Source organism: Streptomyces sp. NBC_00466 (genome assembly GCF_041433995.1).
GTDB lineage: Bacteria > Actinomycetota > Actinomycetes > Streptomycetales > Streptomycetaceae > Streptomyces.
In genome coordinates this window covers 2147897-2164508 of the sequence record NZ_CP107896.1, presented here as the reverse complement: position 1 = coordinate 2164508, position 16612 = coordinate 2147897, and the positions used below count along the sequence as shown (strand labels likewise).

The following is a 16612-nucleotide window of genomic DNA, read 5'->3' as shown; positions in this document are numbered from 1 at the left end:
CCGGCCCCTCATTGGAGCGAGGTCTGCCCGGTGTCCGCGCCGGAGCCGACGTGCGGCCGGGTCTCCTGGGCGCCGTACCAGTCCAGGCACATCAGGGTGGCGTCGTCTTCCAGCTGGTCGCCGGCCGCATCCATGACCGCGGTGGTCAGCGTCAGCGCGGTCTCCCTCGGGTGCAGGTTCCGGGTGCCCTTCACGAGGGCGGGCAGGTCCACCTTCTCCGCGCCGCGCTCCAGCATGCCGTCGGTGAGCATGATCAGCCGGTCGCCGGGCCACAGATCGAGCTCCTGGACCCGGTGGGAGTGGGGCACAGGCAGAGACAGTCCAAAGGGCGGGTCCACCTCCAAGGTGACCTCCTCCACCTGGCCGTCGCGCATACGCAGTGGCCAGGGGTGGCCTGCGTTGACCAGCTGGGCGTGCCCGGTGTGGAGGTCGATGCGCACCAGTTGCCCGGTGGCGTGGCCGGGGGGACGGTGCTCGGCCAGGGCCTGGTCGGCTTGCCGGGCCTGTTCGAGGAGGTCGGCGCCCTGGCGGCGGGCGCTGCGCAGGGCGCCCACCAGGATCGTTGCCGAGAGCGCGGCCTCAAGGTGGTGGCCCATCGTGTCGGTCACCGACAGGTGGAGGGTGTCGCGGTCGAGGGTGTAGTCGAAGGTGTCGCCGCTGATGTCTTCGGAGGGCGCCAGGACACCGCACAGCGCGAACTGCGCCGCCTCGCAGGTCAGCGAGGAGGGCAGCAGCTGGTGCTGGATCTCTGCGGCCAGGGTGAGGGGGCGGCTGCGTCTGCCCCAGGTGTAGAGGTCGGTGAAGCGCTGGTTGGCGATCACGATGTAGGCCAGGGCGTGAGCAGCCTCGCCCACCGCGTCGAGGACTCCCTCGCCGGGTCCGGCCGGGCCGGCGGGCAGGAGGAGTTCCAGCAGACCGATGGCGTCGCCGCGGTTGGTGACCGGGAAGATCACCCGCTCGCCCTGGTCTGTCTTCTCCCGGTACGGCTCCTGGGTGCGCACCACCTGCTCGTAGACGCTGCCAGTCAGATCGATTCTGTGCGCATGCTGCCCAGCCCCGGCCTCCGCCTGGGAGGCGGTGGACAGCGGCACCACCGCTTTCCCGGTCAGGTCCACGATGAGGAAGGAGACCCGTGTGGCACCGAAACGCCGCAGAAGCTCCTCGGCGACCGCATCGACGGCCCCCACCGGAGCCGCCGCCTCCGCGGCTTTCAGCAGCCGGGGAACCTCACTGTGCCCATCCACTACACACCGTTCTCTCTGGCGCACCCCTCCTACCAGAGTGGGTAGTGCCACGGCGAGCGTCAATCCGAGCATCAGCACAACCCCGCGACGACACGGAGGACGGCGGGGCGCCTCTCGCAAGCCGCCGCCCGCGCCAGCGGGGGCCGGGTCCCGGCTGGAGACAGGTGCCGCTGTTCGAGGGGAGGCCCTGGCCCACGGGCTCGCCGACCCGTTCCACCTCGCCGAGGTGTTCGGGCTCGGCGACAAGACCGCGATGCGCTACGCGGACTCAGCGCGAGCACTACTGGAACAGGGCGCTGAACAGCAGCTTCGATGATGGCAGGGCTTCTGCCGTCAGTCTTCGGGGAGCCGCGACGGCGCACGTTTCAGTCCGTCCAGGGTGAGGTCGAGGAGGCGTTCGGCCTGCTCCCGCTGCTCGGGCTTGGCCGAGGTGAGGGCGATACCCGCGAGGGCGGCGAACATGTCGGTCGGGCTGATGTCGGACCGGATCGTTCCGGCAGCGGTATTGGCGTCCATGAGGGAGGAGAGGGCGGCCTGAATCATCTCGTGGCTGTCGGCGTGGGGATTGGTTCCCGAGTTGACGACGGCTCGCAGAGCATCGGCCATGCCGAGTTTGGCAGTGGCGTAGTCGATGAAGCGGCGAGTCCAGGCTCGCAGGGCCTCAGGCGGCGACATCGCCGCAAGGAGGCCGGGGACGGCGTCGCACAGCCGGGCCACTTCGTTGCGGTACGCCGCCTCGATTGAGCGCCCTCGCAAGGTCAAGGCGTTTATGTACCGACCCTTTCGAATTTTTGCATTGAAGTCGCGAAGGGGCGCCAAGTCCGCTTTCGCGTCGTCTGCCTGTCCTGTTTGTTGAGCTTGTAACAAGGGTCCTGGTGGCTTTGGGACGCATGGTGCCTGTGTGTTGAACTGACGAATGTCCGAGGGATTCTCGGGCACGAGTTGACCTGACAGGCCATGCCCGGCACGGGCCCGGCCCTTTACGCGAGGAGAGATGTATGAAGTCGTGGCGTAAGCGAATGACCTACGGCCTTACCGTCGTTGCCGCCGCGGTCGTGATTCCGCTGGCGGCCGGTTCCGCCTCGGCCGCGAGCTGGCACGACATCGCCGGCGGTCCCGAGATGTACCCCGACATGGCCGCGTGCCAGGCGGACATCCCCACGGCGAAGCAGCACTACCAGGACGCCACCTGCGTCGATAACAAGGGGCGCATCTCCCTCTGGGCGCTGTACTGATGCCGTAACCGCCTGCACGTGCCGGGGCTCCGCCCTCCGACCGGCAATGTCGTCAAGCCGGTGCTCCCGTGGCGCCGGCCTTCGAGGCCCGGGGCGTCATACGGATGGCCTCCGGCGTCAGGCGCCGAGACCGCCGCTTCACACCGGCACCTGTGCTGGCGCGCGCACATCAGAGGGCCGTTACGCGCCCGTACCTGACATTCCCAGCGGAACTCCGAACAGCGGCCCCGCCGCCCCTTCACCGGGGCGGCGGGGCCGCTTTCGTGAACGTGAGGGGCCGGCCCGGCGCGGCATGGTGCCCGCGGTGTGTTGTCCCGCGGGCTCGCGGCGATGACCGCCGCGACGCTCTGCGTGGCGCCCTCCGAGCACCCCCAAACCGGCCGCTATGGAACTCAGGGCAGATCACGTGGCAAATCGCTGATAGCCATCGCTCAGCCGGGATTCACGCAATGTTGGTGTTGGCTGCCTTGGATGAGCAGCTGCAGCTCCTGCACCCCAGCATCCGCGCCCACGTGAGGAAACTTCATGACCATCGATCCGGTCACCCCGAGGCCCGAGTCGGACCTCGGCGGCAGCACCACGACGACGAGCGCCACCACACGCCGTCGTTTCCTGCAGAGCGCGGGAGTCACCGCCGGGGCGGTGGCGCTCGGCGGGATCGCCGGGGCGGCCCCCGGGTACGCCGCTCCGAAGCCGGGACCGGGATACGTCCTGCCGAGGGGCTTCAAGGGCCAGATGTCCGACCTGAAGCATGTCGTGATCCTGATGCAGGAGAACCGGTCCCTCGACCACTACTTCGGTACGTTCCCCGGCATACGCGGCTTCAACGACAAGCAGGCCCTGCGGTTCCAGGACGGCACCAGCGTCTTCCAGCAGAAGGACAACAACGGCACCATCACCACCCCCAAGGCCGACGACGGCGCTTGGGGCAACGACCACGGGGCCTGGGGCGACGTCACCCATCGCAAGTGGGACATGTGGGTGCAGCACTCCGGCGCCAGTTGCATGAACTACCACAGCGACGCCTATATGGGCTTCTACCACTCGGTCGCCGCGCAATACACCATCGCCGACCAGTACTTCTGCTCCGAGTTCGGGCCGACCGACCCCAACCGGAAGTACCTGTGGAGCGGTACCGCCAACAGCGAGACGGGCAACACCGACGAGTCCAACTACTCCCGTCCCTGGATCACGGTCGCCGAGCAGCTCCAGCAGGCCGGCATCGACTGGCGGCTCTACTCCGACAACAGCGGCAACGGGCGGCAGGGTTACTTCAGCGGCTGGGTCGGCGACTACGGCGACAACGAGCTGAAGTACTTCAAGGGGTTCGACCCGGAGGGGCTGAGCGCCGACGACCCGAAGCTGCGGCCCGGCACCGGGCTGATCTGGCGCGGCAACGCCACGTACTACTCCGGCATGACATCGCCGGGCGACGACTCCGACGAGAACCTCGACGCGGTGCTCAAGAACCTCCATGACGCCTGTCAGCCGGGCGCGGAGCACCCGCTGCCGGCGGTCTCCTGGATCGTGGCGCCGTACGGCTGGTCCGAGCACCCGGACGCGGACACCCTGCACGGCGAGCGCTACACCAAGAAGGTGCTCGACATCCTGCAGAGCAACTCCGACATCTGGGACCACACCCTCTTCATCCTCAACTATGACGAGAACGACGGGAAGTTCGACCATGTGCTGCCGCCGTGGCCGGAGGCGGGCACAGCGCGGGAGTACTCCGGCGACTACCCCCTCGGTTTCGGCGCACGGGTGCCGATGCTGCTGGTCTCGCCGTGGACCCGCGGCGGGCACGTCGCATCGGAGGTCTTCGACCACACCTCGACGATCAGGTTCCTGGAGACCTGGGCTGCCCACCTCGGCAAGCCGTTCACCTGCCCCAACATCAGCGACTGGCGGCGCTCGATCGCGGGCGACCTGACCAGCGCGCTCGACTTCGCCCACCCGCAGCCCGGTCCGGCCACCTTCGCGGACCCGCTCGCCGAGCAGCCGGTGTCGATCACCGCCGGCCATATGAAGCCGCGCCCGCTGACCTTCCATCCGCACGCGACCGTCGCGGTCGATCACGCGTCGGGGAAGGTCACCGCCACGATGACCCTGACCGGCGGCCCGAAGGGCAAGGCCGTGAGTTTCCAGGTCTTCCCCGACAAGCACCAGGCGTTCTCGAACACGCCGTTCACCGTCACCGCGGACAAGCCGCGCGAGTACACCTGGGACACCACGGCCACCGACGGCGCGTACGCCTTCTCGATCTACTGCAACGACGGCTTCGTGCGCTCCTTCGCCGGCCAGGTCGCACCGGCCGCCGAGAAGGGCGGCGGCCTCCCGCGCGTGCAGGCCACCCTGCTCAGGGGCGAGGGCACCAAGCACGAGGCCCGGGCGAAGCTCAGGCTGCACAACGACGGTACCGAGCCGGTGCGCTACACGCTCACCGCCAACGACTACCTCGGCGGCACCCGGAGCGTCACGGTGCACGGTGGCAGGACGACGGACGTCATGTGGCCGACCCAGCAGGGCTACTACGACGTGGTCCTCACCGTCGACACCGACACCACCTGGACGCAGCGGTACGCCGGACGGATCGCCGTGACCAGAGAGAGCTGATCAGCCGGAGACCATCCGTCGCGCGCGGCCGGCCCGGCCGCGCGCAACGGATGCTCCCTCCCGGCGGTTCCGCGGAGGGATGCCGGAAGACGGAGGGATGCCGGAAGGCGGAGCGGTGCCGGAAGGCGGAGTGATGTCGGAAGGCTGTCGGCGGTGGCCGTGATCTGTCGGCGGTATGTCGGTGGCGGGTGCGACCTTGGGCGGGTCGGTGCTCCCCGTGAGCACGCCGACCGAGAGCGCCGACCGAGAGCGCCGACCGAGAGCAAGGAGCCTTCACCGTGTCTTCCGCTTCCCAGAGCCGACCGTGGGACGTTCACCGGCTGCCGACTGCCGAGGGCAGGACCTTCCTGGTCACCGGGGGCAACGCCGGGATCGGTTACTTCGTCGCCGAGCAGCTCGCCGCCACCGGCGCCGTCGTGGTACTCGGCAGCCGGGACGCCGCCAAGGCCGACGCCGCCATGGCCTCGATCCACTCGCGCGTCCCCGGCGCGCACGTACGGCACCTGCAACTGGACCTCGCCGACCTGGCGTCCCTGAAATCCGCCGTGGACCGGCTGGACCTCGGTCATCTCGACGCGGTGGTCCACAACGCGGGAGTCGCGCTCGACGACCCGCCGCGCCGCGAGACCGGGGACGGCCACGAGCTGATGTTCGGAACCAACCACCTCGGCCACTTCGCGCTCACCCAGTGGCTGGCCCCCCTGTTGTCGGCGGCGCCGGCGGGCCGCGTCGTGACGGTGGGAAGCTTCGCGGCGCGGTCCGAGCGACTGGACCTGGACGATCTGCAGTCGGTCCGGGACTACCGGCCCAAGCGCACCTACGGCCGGTCGAAGCTGGCGCAGATGTCCTTCGCCTTCGAACTCGACCGCCGGCTGCGTGCGGCCGACAGCACCGTGCTCAGTGTGGTGGCCCACCCCGGCGGCGCACTGGACTCCCTCACCCCGTCCCGCCCGCCGGTACATGTGCGGACCCCCGGTGAGCGGGTGCGCGGCCTGCCCGCCGGGCTTCTGGTGCAGGGGAAGGACGCCGGAGCGTGGCCTGTCGTACGTGCCGTCCTCGATCCGGCGGTGCGGGGAGGGCAGCTGTGGGGACCGAGGGTCTTCGGCCTGCGTGGCACCCCGCGGAGCGAACCAGTCCCCTCGCACATGGCCGACCGGGCTGTGGCCGCTCGCCTGTGGGCCGCCTGCGCCGAGCTGACCGGCACCGATCCGCAGCTCGGCTTCCGGTAGCCCGGTGACCGCCGGCCCGGTGACCGCTTCCGGTCACGGGCCGGTCAGCACCTGCGTACCGAGGACCGTGAGGAGCGCGAGCTTCTCGGCGTCCCGGGTGCCCGGCTCGGCCGTGTAGACCATGATGCGCAGGTCGCTGCCCGCGACGCTGAGCAGGTCGCAGTCCAGCGTCAGCGCGCCCACCTGCGGGTGGTCGATGGTCTTGTGCGGGGCCTCGTACTGGTCCACGGCCCCGGAATCCCACAGTTCCGCGAACCGGGGACTGCCGGCGCGCAGTTCCGCGATCAGGCGCCGCAGCCGCTGGTCCGCCGGATAACGGCCCGCCGTCGCACGCAACCCGGCGACCTGCGTGATCTCCAGTGCGCGCCGGGATTCCGGTGTGTGGCGGGCGCGGGTGCCCGAGCCGAGGAAGTTGCGCCACACCGCGTTGCGGTCCTTGCCCTGCCACTCGCCCATCAGCGCCGTGTACAGGGGGTTGGCCAGCAGCAGCGTCCACGCCGCGTCGGAGACCGCGACAGGTGTGCCCGTCAGCCTGTCCAGCATCCGCTGGACGCTGGGCGTGATGTACGCGGGCACCGTGCCCCGCCCCGGCGGTACCAGCCCGGCGACGCCGAAGAGATGCTCGCGCTCGGCTCCGGAGAGGCGCAGTGCCCGGCCCAGGGCCTCGACGACCTGGACCGACGGGTGGGCGGCCCGGCCCTGTTCGAGGCGGGTGACGTAGTCGACCGAGATTCCGGCCAGCAGCGCCAGCTCCTCGCGGCGCAGCCCGGCCGCGCGCCGGTGGCCGCCGACGGGCAGCCCGGCCGCCTCCGGGGATACCCGGTCGCGCCAGCGCCGCACCGCCTGTCCGAACTCCGTGGTCGCCATGCCACCACTGTGCCCCGGCCCGTGCGGATCGTCCTGGTACTGGCAGTCACAGGAAGACGGGACGCCTGGCTGACCTCCCGTCCCCGCTGCACTGTGGAGGCATGACGACAACACTGATCACCGGAGCGAACAAGGGTCTCGGGTACGAGACCGCCCGCCGCCTCACCGCCGCGGGCCACACCGTCTACCTGGGCAGCCGCGATGCCGAACGCGGGCGCCTGGCCGCCGCAGAGCTGGGTGCGCGGGCGGTTCAGCTCGATGTCACCGATGACGCGTCCGTGGCGGCGGCGGTCAAGGTCATCGAGGCCGGGGGAGCGCTCGACGTACTGATCAACAACGCCGGTATCCAGGCCGAGATGAGCGACGACGGCACCGTGAGCGGCGCAGCGGACACCACCGCCGACATGATGCGGACGACGTTCGAGACGAACGTCTTCGGCACCGTGCGGGTCACCCACGCCTTCCTGCCGCTGCTGCGGCGCTCCGCCGCCCCGGTGGTGGTCAACGTCAGCAGTGCTCTTGCCTCACTGACCCTGGTCGCCGACCCGGACACCCACACGTACGCCTACCCGGGCGTCGCCTACCCGGCGTCGAAGACGGCGGTCAACATGCTCACCACGCAGTACGCGAAGGCGTTCCCGGAGATGCGGATCAACTCGGTGGAGCCCGGCTTCACCAGGACCGACCTGAACGGGAAGACGGGCATCCAGACCGTCGAGCAGGGCGCCGAGATCATCGTGCGCATGGCCCAGGTGGGCCCGGACGGCCCGACCGGGGGCTTCTTCGACGCCGAGAGCACCCTGCCCTGGTGACTCTGCCCTGGTGACCCGCTCCGGATACCCGCCCTGGTGAGACAACGGCCCCCTGCCCGGGTATCCGGACAGAGGGCCGTCAGGGCCTCGGAGCGGTCGATCCCCTGTGCCTGCCGAGCCGCCGTTCCTACAGCCCCGCCGCCTGCGACAGGTCCGCCTTGATCGCCGTCAGGAGCCGGTCCGCCCGGGTCCTGGCGGCCGGGACGCCGTCGATGGAGTCCACCGGGAGGACCACCTCCAGATAGCACTTGAGCTTCGGCTCGGTGCCGCTCGGGCGGACGATCACCCGGGCGCCCTCCAGGCGGTAGCGCAGGCCGTCCGTCGGCGGGAGGTGCTCCGTGCCGTTCGACAGGTCCTCGGCGCTCGTGACCTTGAGGCCCGCCAGCTCGGCCGGCGGCTGTTCGCGCAGCCGGCGCATCGCGTCCGCGATCACCGACAGGTCCTCGACGCGCACCGAGAGCTGGTCCGTCGCGTGCAGCCCGTGCCGGACGGCCAGTTCGTCGAGCAGGTCGAGCAGCGTGCGGCCCTCGGCCTTCAGCACCGAGGCCAGTTCGGCGACGAGCAGCGCCGCCGTGATGCCGTCCTTGTCGCGTACGCCGTCGGGGTCGACGCAGTAGCCGAGCGCCTCCTCGTACCCGTACCGCAGGCCCTCGACGCGGGCGATCCACTTGAAGCCGGTCAGCGTCTCCTCGTACGGCAGCGCGGCCGCCTCCGCGATCCGGCCGAGCAGCGACGACGACACGATCGACTCGGCGAACGTGCCGGTCACCCCGCGCCGTACCAGGTGCGCCGCGAGCAGCGCGCCCAGCTCGTCGCCGCGCAGCATCCGCCAGTCGCCCTCGTACGGGACGGCCACCGCGCAGCGGTCCGCGTCCGGGTCGTTGGCGATGACGATGTCGGGGGCGGCGCGGCGGGCCGTCGCGAAGGAGAGGTCCATCGCGCCCGGCTCCTCCGGGTTGGGGAAGGCGACCGTCGGGAACGCCGGGTCCGGCTCGGCCTGTTCGGTGACGAGCACCGGCTCAGGGAAGCCGGCCCTGGCGAACGCGGCGAGCAGGGTCTCCGTGCCGACGCCGTGCATCGCCGTGTAGACGGTGCGGGCGGTGCGGGGGGAGCCGGAGGTCAGTACGGCGTCCGTACGGGACAGATAGGCGTCCAGGACGTCCTCGCCGAGGATCTCCCAGCCGCTCTCGGGGCGCGGTACGTCGTGCAGGCTCCGCACCGCGTCGATCCGCGCGGCGATCCCGGTGTCCGCCGGGGGAACGATCTGCGACCCGTCACCCAGGTAGACCTTGTAGCCGTTGTCGCGCGGCGGGTTGTGGCTCGCGGTGACCTCGACGCCCGCGACCGCGCCGAGGTGGCGGATGGCGAAGGCGAGCACCGGGGTGGGCAGTGGGCGGGGCAGTACGGCGGCGCGCAGACCCGCACCGGTCAGCACAGCCGCGGTGTCCCTGGCGAAGTCCGCGGACTTGTAGCGGGCGTCGTAGCCGACGACGACCAGGCCGCCGGCCTGGCCCTGCGCCTTGAGGTACGCGGCGAGACCGGCCGCTGCGCGTATGACGACGGCGCGGTTCATCCGCATCGGGCCCGCGCCCAGCTCTCCGCGCAGACCGGCCGTGCCGAACTGGAGGGTGCCGCTGAAGCGGGCGGCCAGCTCGGCGGTGGCGGCGCCGTCCGGGTCGTCCGATTCGCCCGTGGCCGCCTCGATGAGCCGTGCCAGCTCTTCGCGGGTGTCGGTGTCGGGGTCCTCCGCCTGCCAGGTCTTGGCGCGGGTGATCAGGTCCTGCTGCACGGTGGTCTGCCTCTCTCGGGCGGCGGGGGCGCGATGTGGTCGCGGGGTGGGGCTGGTGCCCGTCATCGGGGTTACGCCCCGGACCCCGTTCCTCAAACGCCGGAGGGGCTGATTCTCAGCCTGCCCGGCGGTTGAGGACACGGGACGGAGAACACAGGGGCGTGGCTCAGATCCGCTCCAGGACCTTCGAGAGCAGCGAGCCCATCCGTGCGGCCGAGTCGCGGCCGGCCTGCAGTACCTCTTCGTGGTTGAGCGGCTCGCCGGTCAGTCCGGCCGCCAGGTTCGTGACCAGCGAGATGCCGAGCACCTCGGCGCCGGCCTCGCGTGCGGCGATGGCCTCCAGCACCGTGGACATGCCGACCAGGTCGCCACCGAGCACCCGGACCATGTTGATCTCGGCGGGCGTCTCGTAGTGCGGGCCGGGGAACTGGACGTACACGCCCTCTTCCAGCGTGTTGTCGACCTCCTTGCACAGCGCGCGCAGCCGCGGCGAGTACAGGTCGGTGAGGTCCACGAAGTTGGCGCCCATGATCGGCGAGGTGGCCGTCAGGTTGATGTGGTCACTGATGAGGACCGGCTGGCCGGGGCGCATCCCCGCGCGCAGACCGCCGCAGCCGTTGGTCAGGACGACGGTCTTGCAGCCTGCCGCGACGGCGGTGCGCACGCCGTGCGAGACGGCGGCGACACCGCGGCCCTCGTAGTAGTGGGTACGGCCCAGGAAGACCAGCGCGCGCTTGCCTCCGACGGCGTACGAGCGGATGCGTCCGCCGTGGCCCTCCACGGCGGGCGGCGGGAACCCGGGCAGTTCGGTCACGGCGAAGTCGGCCACTGGCGTGCCCAGGGCGTCGACGGCCGGCGCCCAGCCGGAGCCCATCACGAGGGCCACATCGTGGGTCTCTGCACCGGTGAGCTCACGCAGGCGGGTGGCGGCGGCGTCGGCGGCGACAGTGGGGTTGTCGGCGGCGCCCTGGATGTCCGGGTTAACTGAAGCGTTCACGCCGAAGAGGGTAACCGTTCTGGGCCTACGCGCGTAGATGTCTTGGTGGACGGAGTTGGGATCGTTGTCTTGTCGTTTCCGACGAACGCCCGGTGGGGGCCCCGCGGTGCGGCCCCGCGGCCCTCAGCAGGGGCGCTTGCGGAGCTCCATCACATAGTCGTGCGGCGCGCCCGCGGACTCGGCCGCGTCGGCCAGCTCGCCCAGGTACCGCGCCGACGGCAGCCCGCCCTCGTACCCGTTCAGTACGTAGACCCAGGCGGGCTCCTCGCCCTCCATGGTGTCCACCCGGACCCGCATCCGCCGGTATATGTCGAGGCCGACGCCCTCCCAGCGGTCCATCGAGTCCTGGTCCATCGGGGCGATGTCGTACACGGCGACGAAGACCTGCGAGCGCGGGGCCTCCACCAGGGTGGCGAGCGCGCCCTCCCAGCCCATCTGCTCCCCGCCGAAGGTCAGCCGCCAGCCGTTGAGCCAGCCGGTGCCGCGCAGGGGGGAGTGCGGAGCGCGGCGACTCATCAGCCGCGCGTCGAGGTTGCCGGCGTACGCGGCGTAGAGCGACATGCTGTCGAGGGTACGACAGTGGGATTTCGGGGCCGGGTCACTTCGCCGTGACAGCCGTCCGGAAGGGGGTCCCCGGGCACGTCCGGCGGGGTGGGGGCGCTCCGGGGGTGCCCCGGGGGTGAAGCATCTTGAAGAGTGCGGGACAATGAAGCACGTACTGCATTCCCCGGGGGCACCCCCCGGACCCCCGGCCGGGGCGGCAGTGCGGCCGGGGTGACAACGCGAGGCGGATTTTTCGTGACCCGGATCGTGATCATCGGCGGCGGACCTGGCGGATATGAGGCTGCCCTGGTGGGCGCCCAGCTCGGCGCGGAGGTGACCGTCGTCGACTGCGACGGTCTCGGCGGCGCATCCGTGCTCACCGACTGCGTGCCCTCCAAGACTCTGATCGCCACGGCCGAGGTGATGACGACCTTCGACTCTTCGTACGAGGAGTTGGGCATCATCGTCGCCGACGACACCCCACCGCTGGAACAGGCGGCCCGGGTGGTCGGCGTGGACCTCGGCAAGGTGAACCGGCGGGTCAAGCGGCTCGCGCTCGCCCAGTCCCACGACATCACCGCGTCGGTCACCAGGGCCGGCGCCCGGGTGATGCGCGGCCGAGGCCGGCTCGTCGGGCAGCAGGCGATGGACGGCTCCCGCCAGGTGGTCGTCACCGCCGCCGACGGCACCGAGGAGACGCTGACGGCCGACGCGGTCCTGCTCGCGACCGGCGGCCACCCCCGGGAGATCCCGGACGCCCAGCCGGACGGCGAGCGCATCCTCAACTGGACGCAGGTGTACGACCTGGACGAGCTCCCCGAGGAGCTCATCGTGGTCGGCTCCGGTGTCACCGGCGCCGAGTTCGCGGGCGCCTACCAGGCGCTCGGCTCGCGCGTCACGCTCGTCTCCAGCCGTGACCGGGTGCTCCCCGGCGAGGACCCGGACGCCGCCGCCGTCCTGGAGGACGTGTTCCGCCGCCGGGGCATGAACGTGATGGCCCGCTCGCGTGCCGCCGCCGCCAAGCGCGTGGGTGACCGCGTCGAGGTCACGCTCGCCGACGGCCGGGTCATCTCCGGCACGCACTGCCTGATGGCGGTCGGCGCCATCCCGAACAGCGCGGGCATGGGTCTGGACGAGGCCGGGGTCCGGCTCAAGGAGTCCGGCCACATCTGGACCGACAAGGTCTCCCGTACCAGCGCCCCCGGCGTCTACGCGGCCGGTGACGTCACCGGGATCTTCGCTCTCGCCTCGGTCGCGGCCATGCAGGGCCGCATCGCGATGTACCACTTCCTCGGTGACGCGGTGCAGCCGCTGAACCTCAAGACGGTCTCCTCCAACGTCTTCACCGACCCGGAGATCGCCACCGTCGGTTACACCCAGGCCGACGTGGACTCGGGCAAGATCGTGGCGCGCGCCGTCAAGCTGCCGCTGCTGCGTAACCCGCGCGCCAAGATGCAGGGCATCAGGGACGGCTTCGTCAAGATCTTCTGCCGTCCCGGTACCGGCATCGTGGTCGGCGGGGTGGTCGTGTCCCCGCGGGCCAGCGAGCTGATCCACCCGATCTCGATCGCGGTCGACAACAACCTGACGGTGGAGCAGATCGCGAACGCCTTCACCGTGTACCCGTCGCTCTCCGGCTCGATCGCCGAAGTGGCACGGCAGTTGCACACCCGGAAGATGGCCGGCGAGGCCTGACGCGAGGGGCGCCTGCGGGCCGGGCCGGCCGGTGGAGTCGGGCGGGGTCGGTGTGCCGTTCGAACGGTGACCGCGCCCCGTATACCACCTGCTGACCCCATCTGTGCGCAACTTCTGTTTTTCGGCGCAAAGTGCTGAGAACTATCGGCCGGTCAGGTTACTGTCTGTTTCGTGTTCGCTGCTGAACGTCGCCAATTGATCCTTGAAATGGTGCGTGCCAATGGGGCCGTGTCGCTCCGTGAGCTCGCCCGTGTCGTCCAGACCTCCGAAGTGACCGTACGGCGGGACGTGCGGGCGCTGGAGGCGGAAGGACTCCTCGACCGCCGCCATGGCGGTGCGGTACTGCCGGGTGGTTTTACGCGAGAGTCCGGCTTTCCGCAGAAATCCCATCTCGCGACCGCCGAGAAGACGGCCATCGCCGATCTCGCCGCCGGGCTCGTCGAAGAAGGCGAAGCCATCGTGGTGGGCGCGGGGACGACCACGCAGGAGCTGGCCCGCCGGCTCGCACGCGTCCCAGGGCTGACGGTGGTCACCAACTCCCTCCTGGTGGCCCAGGCGTTGGCCCATGCCAACCGGGTCGAGGTGGTGATGACCGGCGGCACGCTGCGCGGGTCCAACTACGCGCTGGTGGGCAGCGGTGCCGAGCAGTCCCTCCAGGGGCTCCGGGTCTCCCGCGCCTTCCTCTCCGGCAGCGGGCTGACCGCCGAGCGCGGTCTCTCCACCTCCAACATGCTCTCGGCCAGCGTCGACCGGGCACTGGTGCAGGCCGCCGCGGAGGTGGTGGTCCTCGCCGACCACACCAAGCTGGGCACCGACACCATGTTCCAGACCGTGCCGACGGATGTGATCACCCGGCTGGTCACCGATGAACCGTCCGCCCAGGACGACCGCGCGGCAACGGAGTTGCAGGCGCTCGCCGACCAGGGCGTACAGATCGCGGTGGCCGGGCAGGGCGGCGGCGCGGGCTCCGGCGCGGGTGGTGAGAGCGCACCTGGCGGGCGGCCGCCCCGCAGGGACATGCCGCTCCCCGGGCAGCGGCGTACGCACCCCGGCGGGCCGGGGCCGCAGCCGCTGCGCAGCGCGGCCTCGCTCGCCGAGCAGCAACAGCACCAACAGCAGGCGCGGGTGGCGGATATGCGCCGCCGCTAGGGCGACGAAAGGCCCCAGGGGCCTGTCGTCAAAGTGCCCCGGTTCGTCAAAGCGCCTCGGCGCCGGGGCTCTTCCGGCCCCGTTCACTGACGGTTCATTCACGGGGCGAGCCCCCGGCCGGTGTGTGCCCGGCCGGGGGCTCGCCCCGTAGCTGTTGGCCGGCCACTCCCGTGGCCGGCCCTCGCTGTGCAGGTCCTCGCTGTGCAAGGTCCCCGCTGTGCAGGTCCTGTCTGCGTCAGTCCTTGATCTCGCAGATCAAGGCGCCGGACGTGACGGAGGCGCCGACCTCGGCGGTGAGGCTCTTGACGGTGCCGGAGCGGTGCGCGTTGAGCGGCTGCTCCATCTTCATCGCCTCCAGGACGACGACGAGGTCGCCCTCCTTGACCTCCTGGCCCTCCTCGACCGCGACCTTGACGATCGTGCCCTGCATCGGGGACGCGAGCGAGTCGCCCGAAGCGGCGGAGCCGGCCTTCTTGGCCGCCCGGCGCTTGGGCTTGGCGCCCGCGGCCAGGCCGGTACGGGCCAGGGTCATCCCCAGCGAGGACGGCAGCGAGACCTCAAGGCGCTTGCCGCCGACCTCGACGACGATCGTCTCGCGCCCGGCCTCGTCCTCGTCCGCGTCGGACGGGGCGGCGAAGGGCGGGATCTCGTTGACGAACTCGGTCTCGATCCACCGGGTGTGGATGCGGAAGGGGTCGGCCGTGAAGGCCGGGTCGGCGACGACCGCGCGGTGGAACGGGATGGCGGTGGCCATGCCCTCCACGGTGAACTCGTCCAGTGCGCGGGCGGCGCGCTGGAGAGCCTGCTCACGGGTGGCGCCGGTGACGATCAGCTTGGCGAGCAGCGAGTCCCAGGCGGGGCCGATGACCGAGCCCGACTCGACGCCCGCGTCGAGGCGGACACCGGGGCCGGTCGGCGGCGCGAAGGTGGTGACGGTGCCGGGGGCGGGCAGGAAGCCGCGGCCCGGGTCCTCGCCGTTGATACGGAACTCGAAGGAGTGACCGCGCAGTTCGGGGTCGCCGTAGCCGAGCTCCTCGCCGTCGGCGATGCGGAACATCTCGCGGACCAGGTCGATGCCCGAGACCTCTTCGGTCACCGGGTGCTCCACCTGGAGGCGGGTGTTGACCTCGAGGAAGGAGATCGTGCCGTCGACGCCCACCAGGAACTCGACGGTCCCCGCGCCCTCGTAACCGGCCTCCTTGAGGATGGCCTTGGACGCGGCGTACAGCTCGGCGTTCTGCTCCTCGCTCAGGAAGGGCGCGGGCGCCTCCTCCACCAGCTTCTGGTGGCGGCGCTGGAGGGAGCAGTCACGGGTGGAGACGACGACCACGTTGCCGTGCTTGTCGGCCAGGCACTGGGTCTCGACGTGCCGGGGCTTGTCGAGGTAGCGCTCGACGAAGCACTCGCCGCGGCCGAAGGCGGCGACGGCCTCGCGGACCGCCGAGTCGTAGAGCTCGGGGATCTCTTCGAGGGTGCGGGCGACCTTCAGGCCGCGCCCGCCGCCGCCGAAGGCCGCCTTGATCGCGATCGGCAGGCCGTTCTGCTCGGCGAACGCCACGACCTCGTCGGAGCCCTCGACCGGGTCCGGGGTACCGGCGACCAGCGGCGCGCCGGCGCGCTGCGCGATGTGCCGGGCGGCGACCTTGTCACCGAGGTCGCGGATGGCCTGCGGCGGGGGGCCGATCCAGGTGAGCCCGGCGTCGAGGACGGCCTGGGCGAATTCGGCGTTCTCGGAGAGGAAGCCGTATCCGGGGTGGATGGCGTCGGCGCCCGAGTCCTTCGCCGCCTGGAGGACCTTGCCCATGTCCAGGTAGCTGGCGGACGGGGTGTCACCGCCCAGGGCGAACGCCTCGTCGGCCGCGCGTACGTGCAGTGCGTCCCGGTCCGGTTCGGCGTAGACGGCTACGCTCGCGATCCCGGCGTCCCGGCAGGCCCGTGCGACACGGACAGCGATCTCGCCACGGTTGGCGATGAGCACCTTGTGCACGATGGCTCCCTCCTTGCTGTGTCATCCCCGCTCGCACCCGAGGCGGGTTTTACTCGGCAGGTCATCGTGCCGAAGAGTTCGCTGAAACAAGCTGAGTTTAGGGACTGCCGACACCGCGTTTCGACCTGTCCCCATAGGTGAGCTTCCCCACACACGGTGTGACACGGGCGTCGGCGGTGTCGCGAATTCCCTTGTCACACCACGGTACGGAGGGTTCCCGGAACCCACAGTAGCCCCGCCATGTGGCTTAGGTCTCTGTCGGTCGGGACCGCTGCGGCTCGCGTTTCTTTGTGGAGTCCCTACGAAGGGGCGGGCGATTCTTTGCCGCCCGTTCTGACCGTCCAGACCCCTTGTCCAGGCGACTACCCGTTAGTAGCCTGCGCGGTGTCGCACATACTTGCGGTAACAAGCGGTATCTGACGGGGATTCGACTCGGGTTCGACTCGGGTTCG

The 16612-nt window shown here is 70.8% G+C and carries 12 protein-coding genes and 1 pseudogene; 6 read left to right on the top strand and 7 right to left on the bottom strand.

The window, feature by feature from the left end; translation table 11 throughout:
• Positions 1–8 precede the first annotated feature (8 nt).
• Together OG210_RS09420 and OG210_RS09415 are read right to left on the bottom strand one after the other, a co-directional pair.
• Entirely contained in the window at positions 9–1187 is a 1179-nt protein-coding gene (locus OG210_RS09420; protein ID WP_371540231.1) for a PP2C family protein-serine/threonine phosphatase, read from the bottom strand.
• Positions 1188–1577: 390 nt separating this feature from the next.
• A pseudogene (locus tag OG210_RS09415) lies at positions 1578–1985 on the bottom strand (TetR/AcrR family transcriptional regulator); the annotation flags it as partial.
• Positions 1986–2263: 278 nt separating this feature from the next.
• Here OG210_RS09415 and OG210_RS09410 point away from each other — a divergent pair.
• The 3 genes from OG210_RS09410 (at position 2264) to OG210_RS09400 (ending at position 6321) form a co-directional block, all read left to right on the top strand.
• Entirely contained in the window at positions 2264–2479 is a 216-nt protein-coding gene (locus OG210_RS09410; RefSeq protein ID WP_371535745.1) for a hypothetical protein, read from the top strand.
• Positions 2480–3004: 525 nt separating this feature from the next.
• Entirely contained in the window at positions 3005–5092 is a 2088-nt protein-coding gene (locus OG210_RS09405) for an alkaline phosphatase family protein (protein WP_328330570.1), read from the top strand.
• Positions 5093–5370: 278 nt separating this feature from the next.
• The gene (locus tag OG210_RS09400; RefSeq protein ID WP_328330571.1) at positions 5371–6321 is read left to right on the top strand and encodes an SDR family NAD(P)-dependent oxidoreductase; all 951 of its coding nucleotides are present in this window, start codon (positions 5371–5373) and stop codon (positions 6319–6321) included.
• A 33-nt stretch (positions 6322–6354) separates the two neighbouring features.
• Here OG210_RS09400 and OG210_RS09395 read toward each other — a convergent pair whose 3' ends face one another.
• Positions 6355–7188: a helix-turn-helix transcriptional regulator gene (locus OG210_RS09395; protein WP_328330573.1), complete on the bottom strand. Its 834-nt coding sequence runs from the start codon at positions 7186–7188 to the stop codon at positions 6355–6357.
• A 101-nt stretch (positions 7189–7289) separates the two neighbouring features.
• Between OG210_RS09395 and OG210_RS09390 the strand changes: the two genes are divergently transcribed.
• On the top strand, positions 7290–8000 hold the full coding sequence (locus OG210_RS09390; protein WP_328330575.1) for an SDR family oxidoreductase: 711 nt from the start codon (positions 7290–7292) through the stop codon (positions 7998–8000).
• Between the two features lie 127 nt (positions 8001–8127).
• Here OG210_RS09390 and OG210_RS09385 read toward each other — a convergent pair whose 3' ends face one another.
• From OG210_RS09385 to OG210_RS09375, 3 genes are all read right to left on the bottom strand, one after another.
• On the bottom strand, positions 8128–9789 hold the full coding sequence (locus OG210_RS09385; protein ID WP_328330577.1) for a phospho-sugar mutase: 1662 nt from the start codon (positions 9787–9789) through the stop codon (positions 8128–8130).
• Positions 9790–9955: 166 nt separating this feature from the next.
• A complete protein-coding gene (locus OG210_RS09380) occupies positions 9956–10786 on the bottom strand; it encodes a purine-nucleoside phosphorylase (protein ID WP_328330579.1) in 831 nt (276 codons plus the stop codon).
• A gap of 123 nt (positions 10787–10909) precedes the next feature.
• Positions 10910–11347: a gamma-glutamylcyclotransferase gene (locus tag OG210_RS09375; RefSeq protein WP_328330581.1), complete on the bottom strand. Its 438-nt coding sequence runs from the start codon at positions 11345–11347 to the stop codon at positions 10910–10912.
• Positions 11348–11584: 237 nt separating this feature from the next.
• On the opposite strand from OG210_RS09375, the gene OG210_RS09370 reads away from it, so the two are divergent.
• On the top strand, positions 11585–13024 hold the full coding sequence (locus tag OG210_RS09370; RefSeq protein ID WP_328330583.1) for an NAD(P)H-quinone dehydrogenase: 1440 nt from the start codon (positions 11585–11587) through the stop codon (positions 13022–13024).
• 171 nt (positions 13025–13195) lie between these two features.
• A complete protein-coding gene (locus OG210_RS09365; protein ID WP_328330585.1) occupies positions 13196–14173 on the top strand; it encodes a DeoR/GlpR family DNA-binding transcription regulator in 978 nt (325 codons plus the stop codon).
• A 235-nt stretch (positions 14174–14408) separates the two neighbouring features.
• On the opposite strand, the gene OG210_RS09360 is transcribed toward OG210_RS09365, so the two are convergent.
• Positions 14409–16160: a biotin carboxylase N-terminal domain-containing protein gene (locus tag OG210_RS09360; RefSeq protein WP_328330586.1), complete on the bottom strand. Its 1752-nt coding sequence runs from the start codon at positions 16158–16160 to the stop codon at positions 14409–14411.
• Positions 16161–16612 lie beyond the last annotated feature (452 nt).

Excerpts from the sequence above, each read along its gene's own strand:
- OG210_RS09390 (WP_328330575.1), top strand. The coding sequence starts at position 7,290 with ATGACGACAACACTGATCACCGGAGCGAACAAGGGTCTCGGGTACGAG.
- OG210_RS09375 (WP_328330581.1), bottom strand. The coding sequence starts at position 11,347 with ATGTCGCTCTACGCCGCGTACGCCGGCAACCTCGACGCGCGGCTGATG.
- OG210_RS09395 (WP_328330573.1), bottom strand. The coding sequence starts at position 7,188 with ATGGCGACCACGGAGTTCGGACAGGCGGTGCGGCGCTGGCGCGACCGG.
- OG210_RS09410 (WP_371535745.1), top strand. The coding sequence starts at position 2,264 with ATGACCTACGGCCTTACCGTCGTTGCCGCCGCGGTCGTGATTCCGCTG.
- OG210_RS09405 (WP_328330570.1), top strand. The coding sequence starts at position 3,005 with ATGACCATCGATCCGGTCACCCCGAGGCCCGAGTCGGACCTCGGCGGC.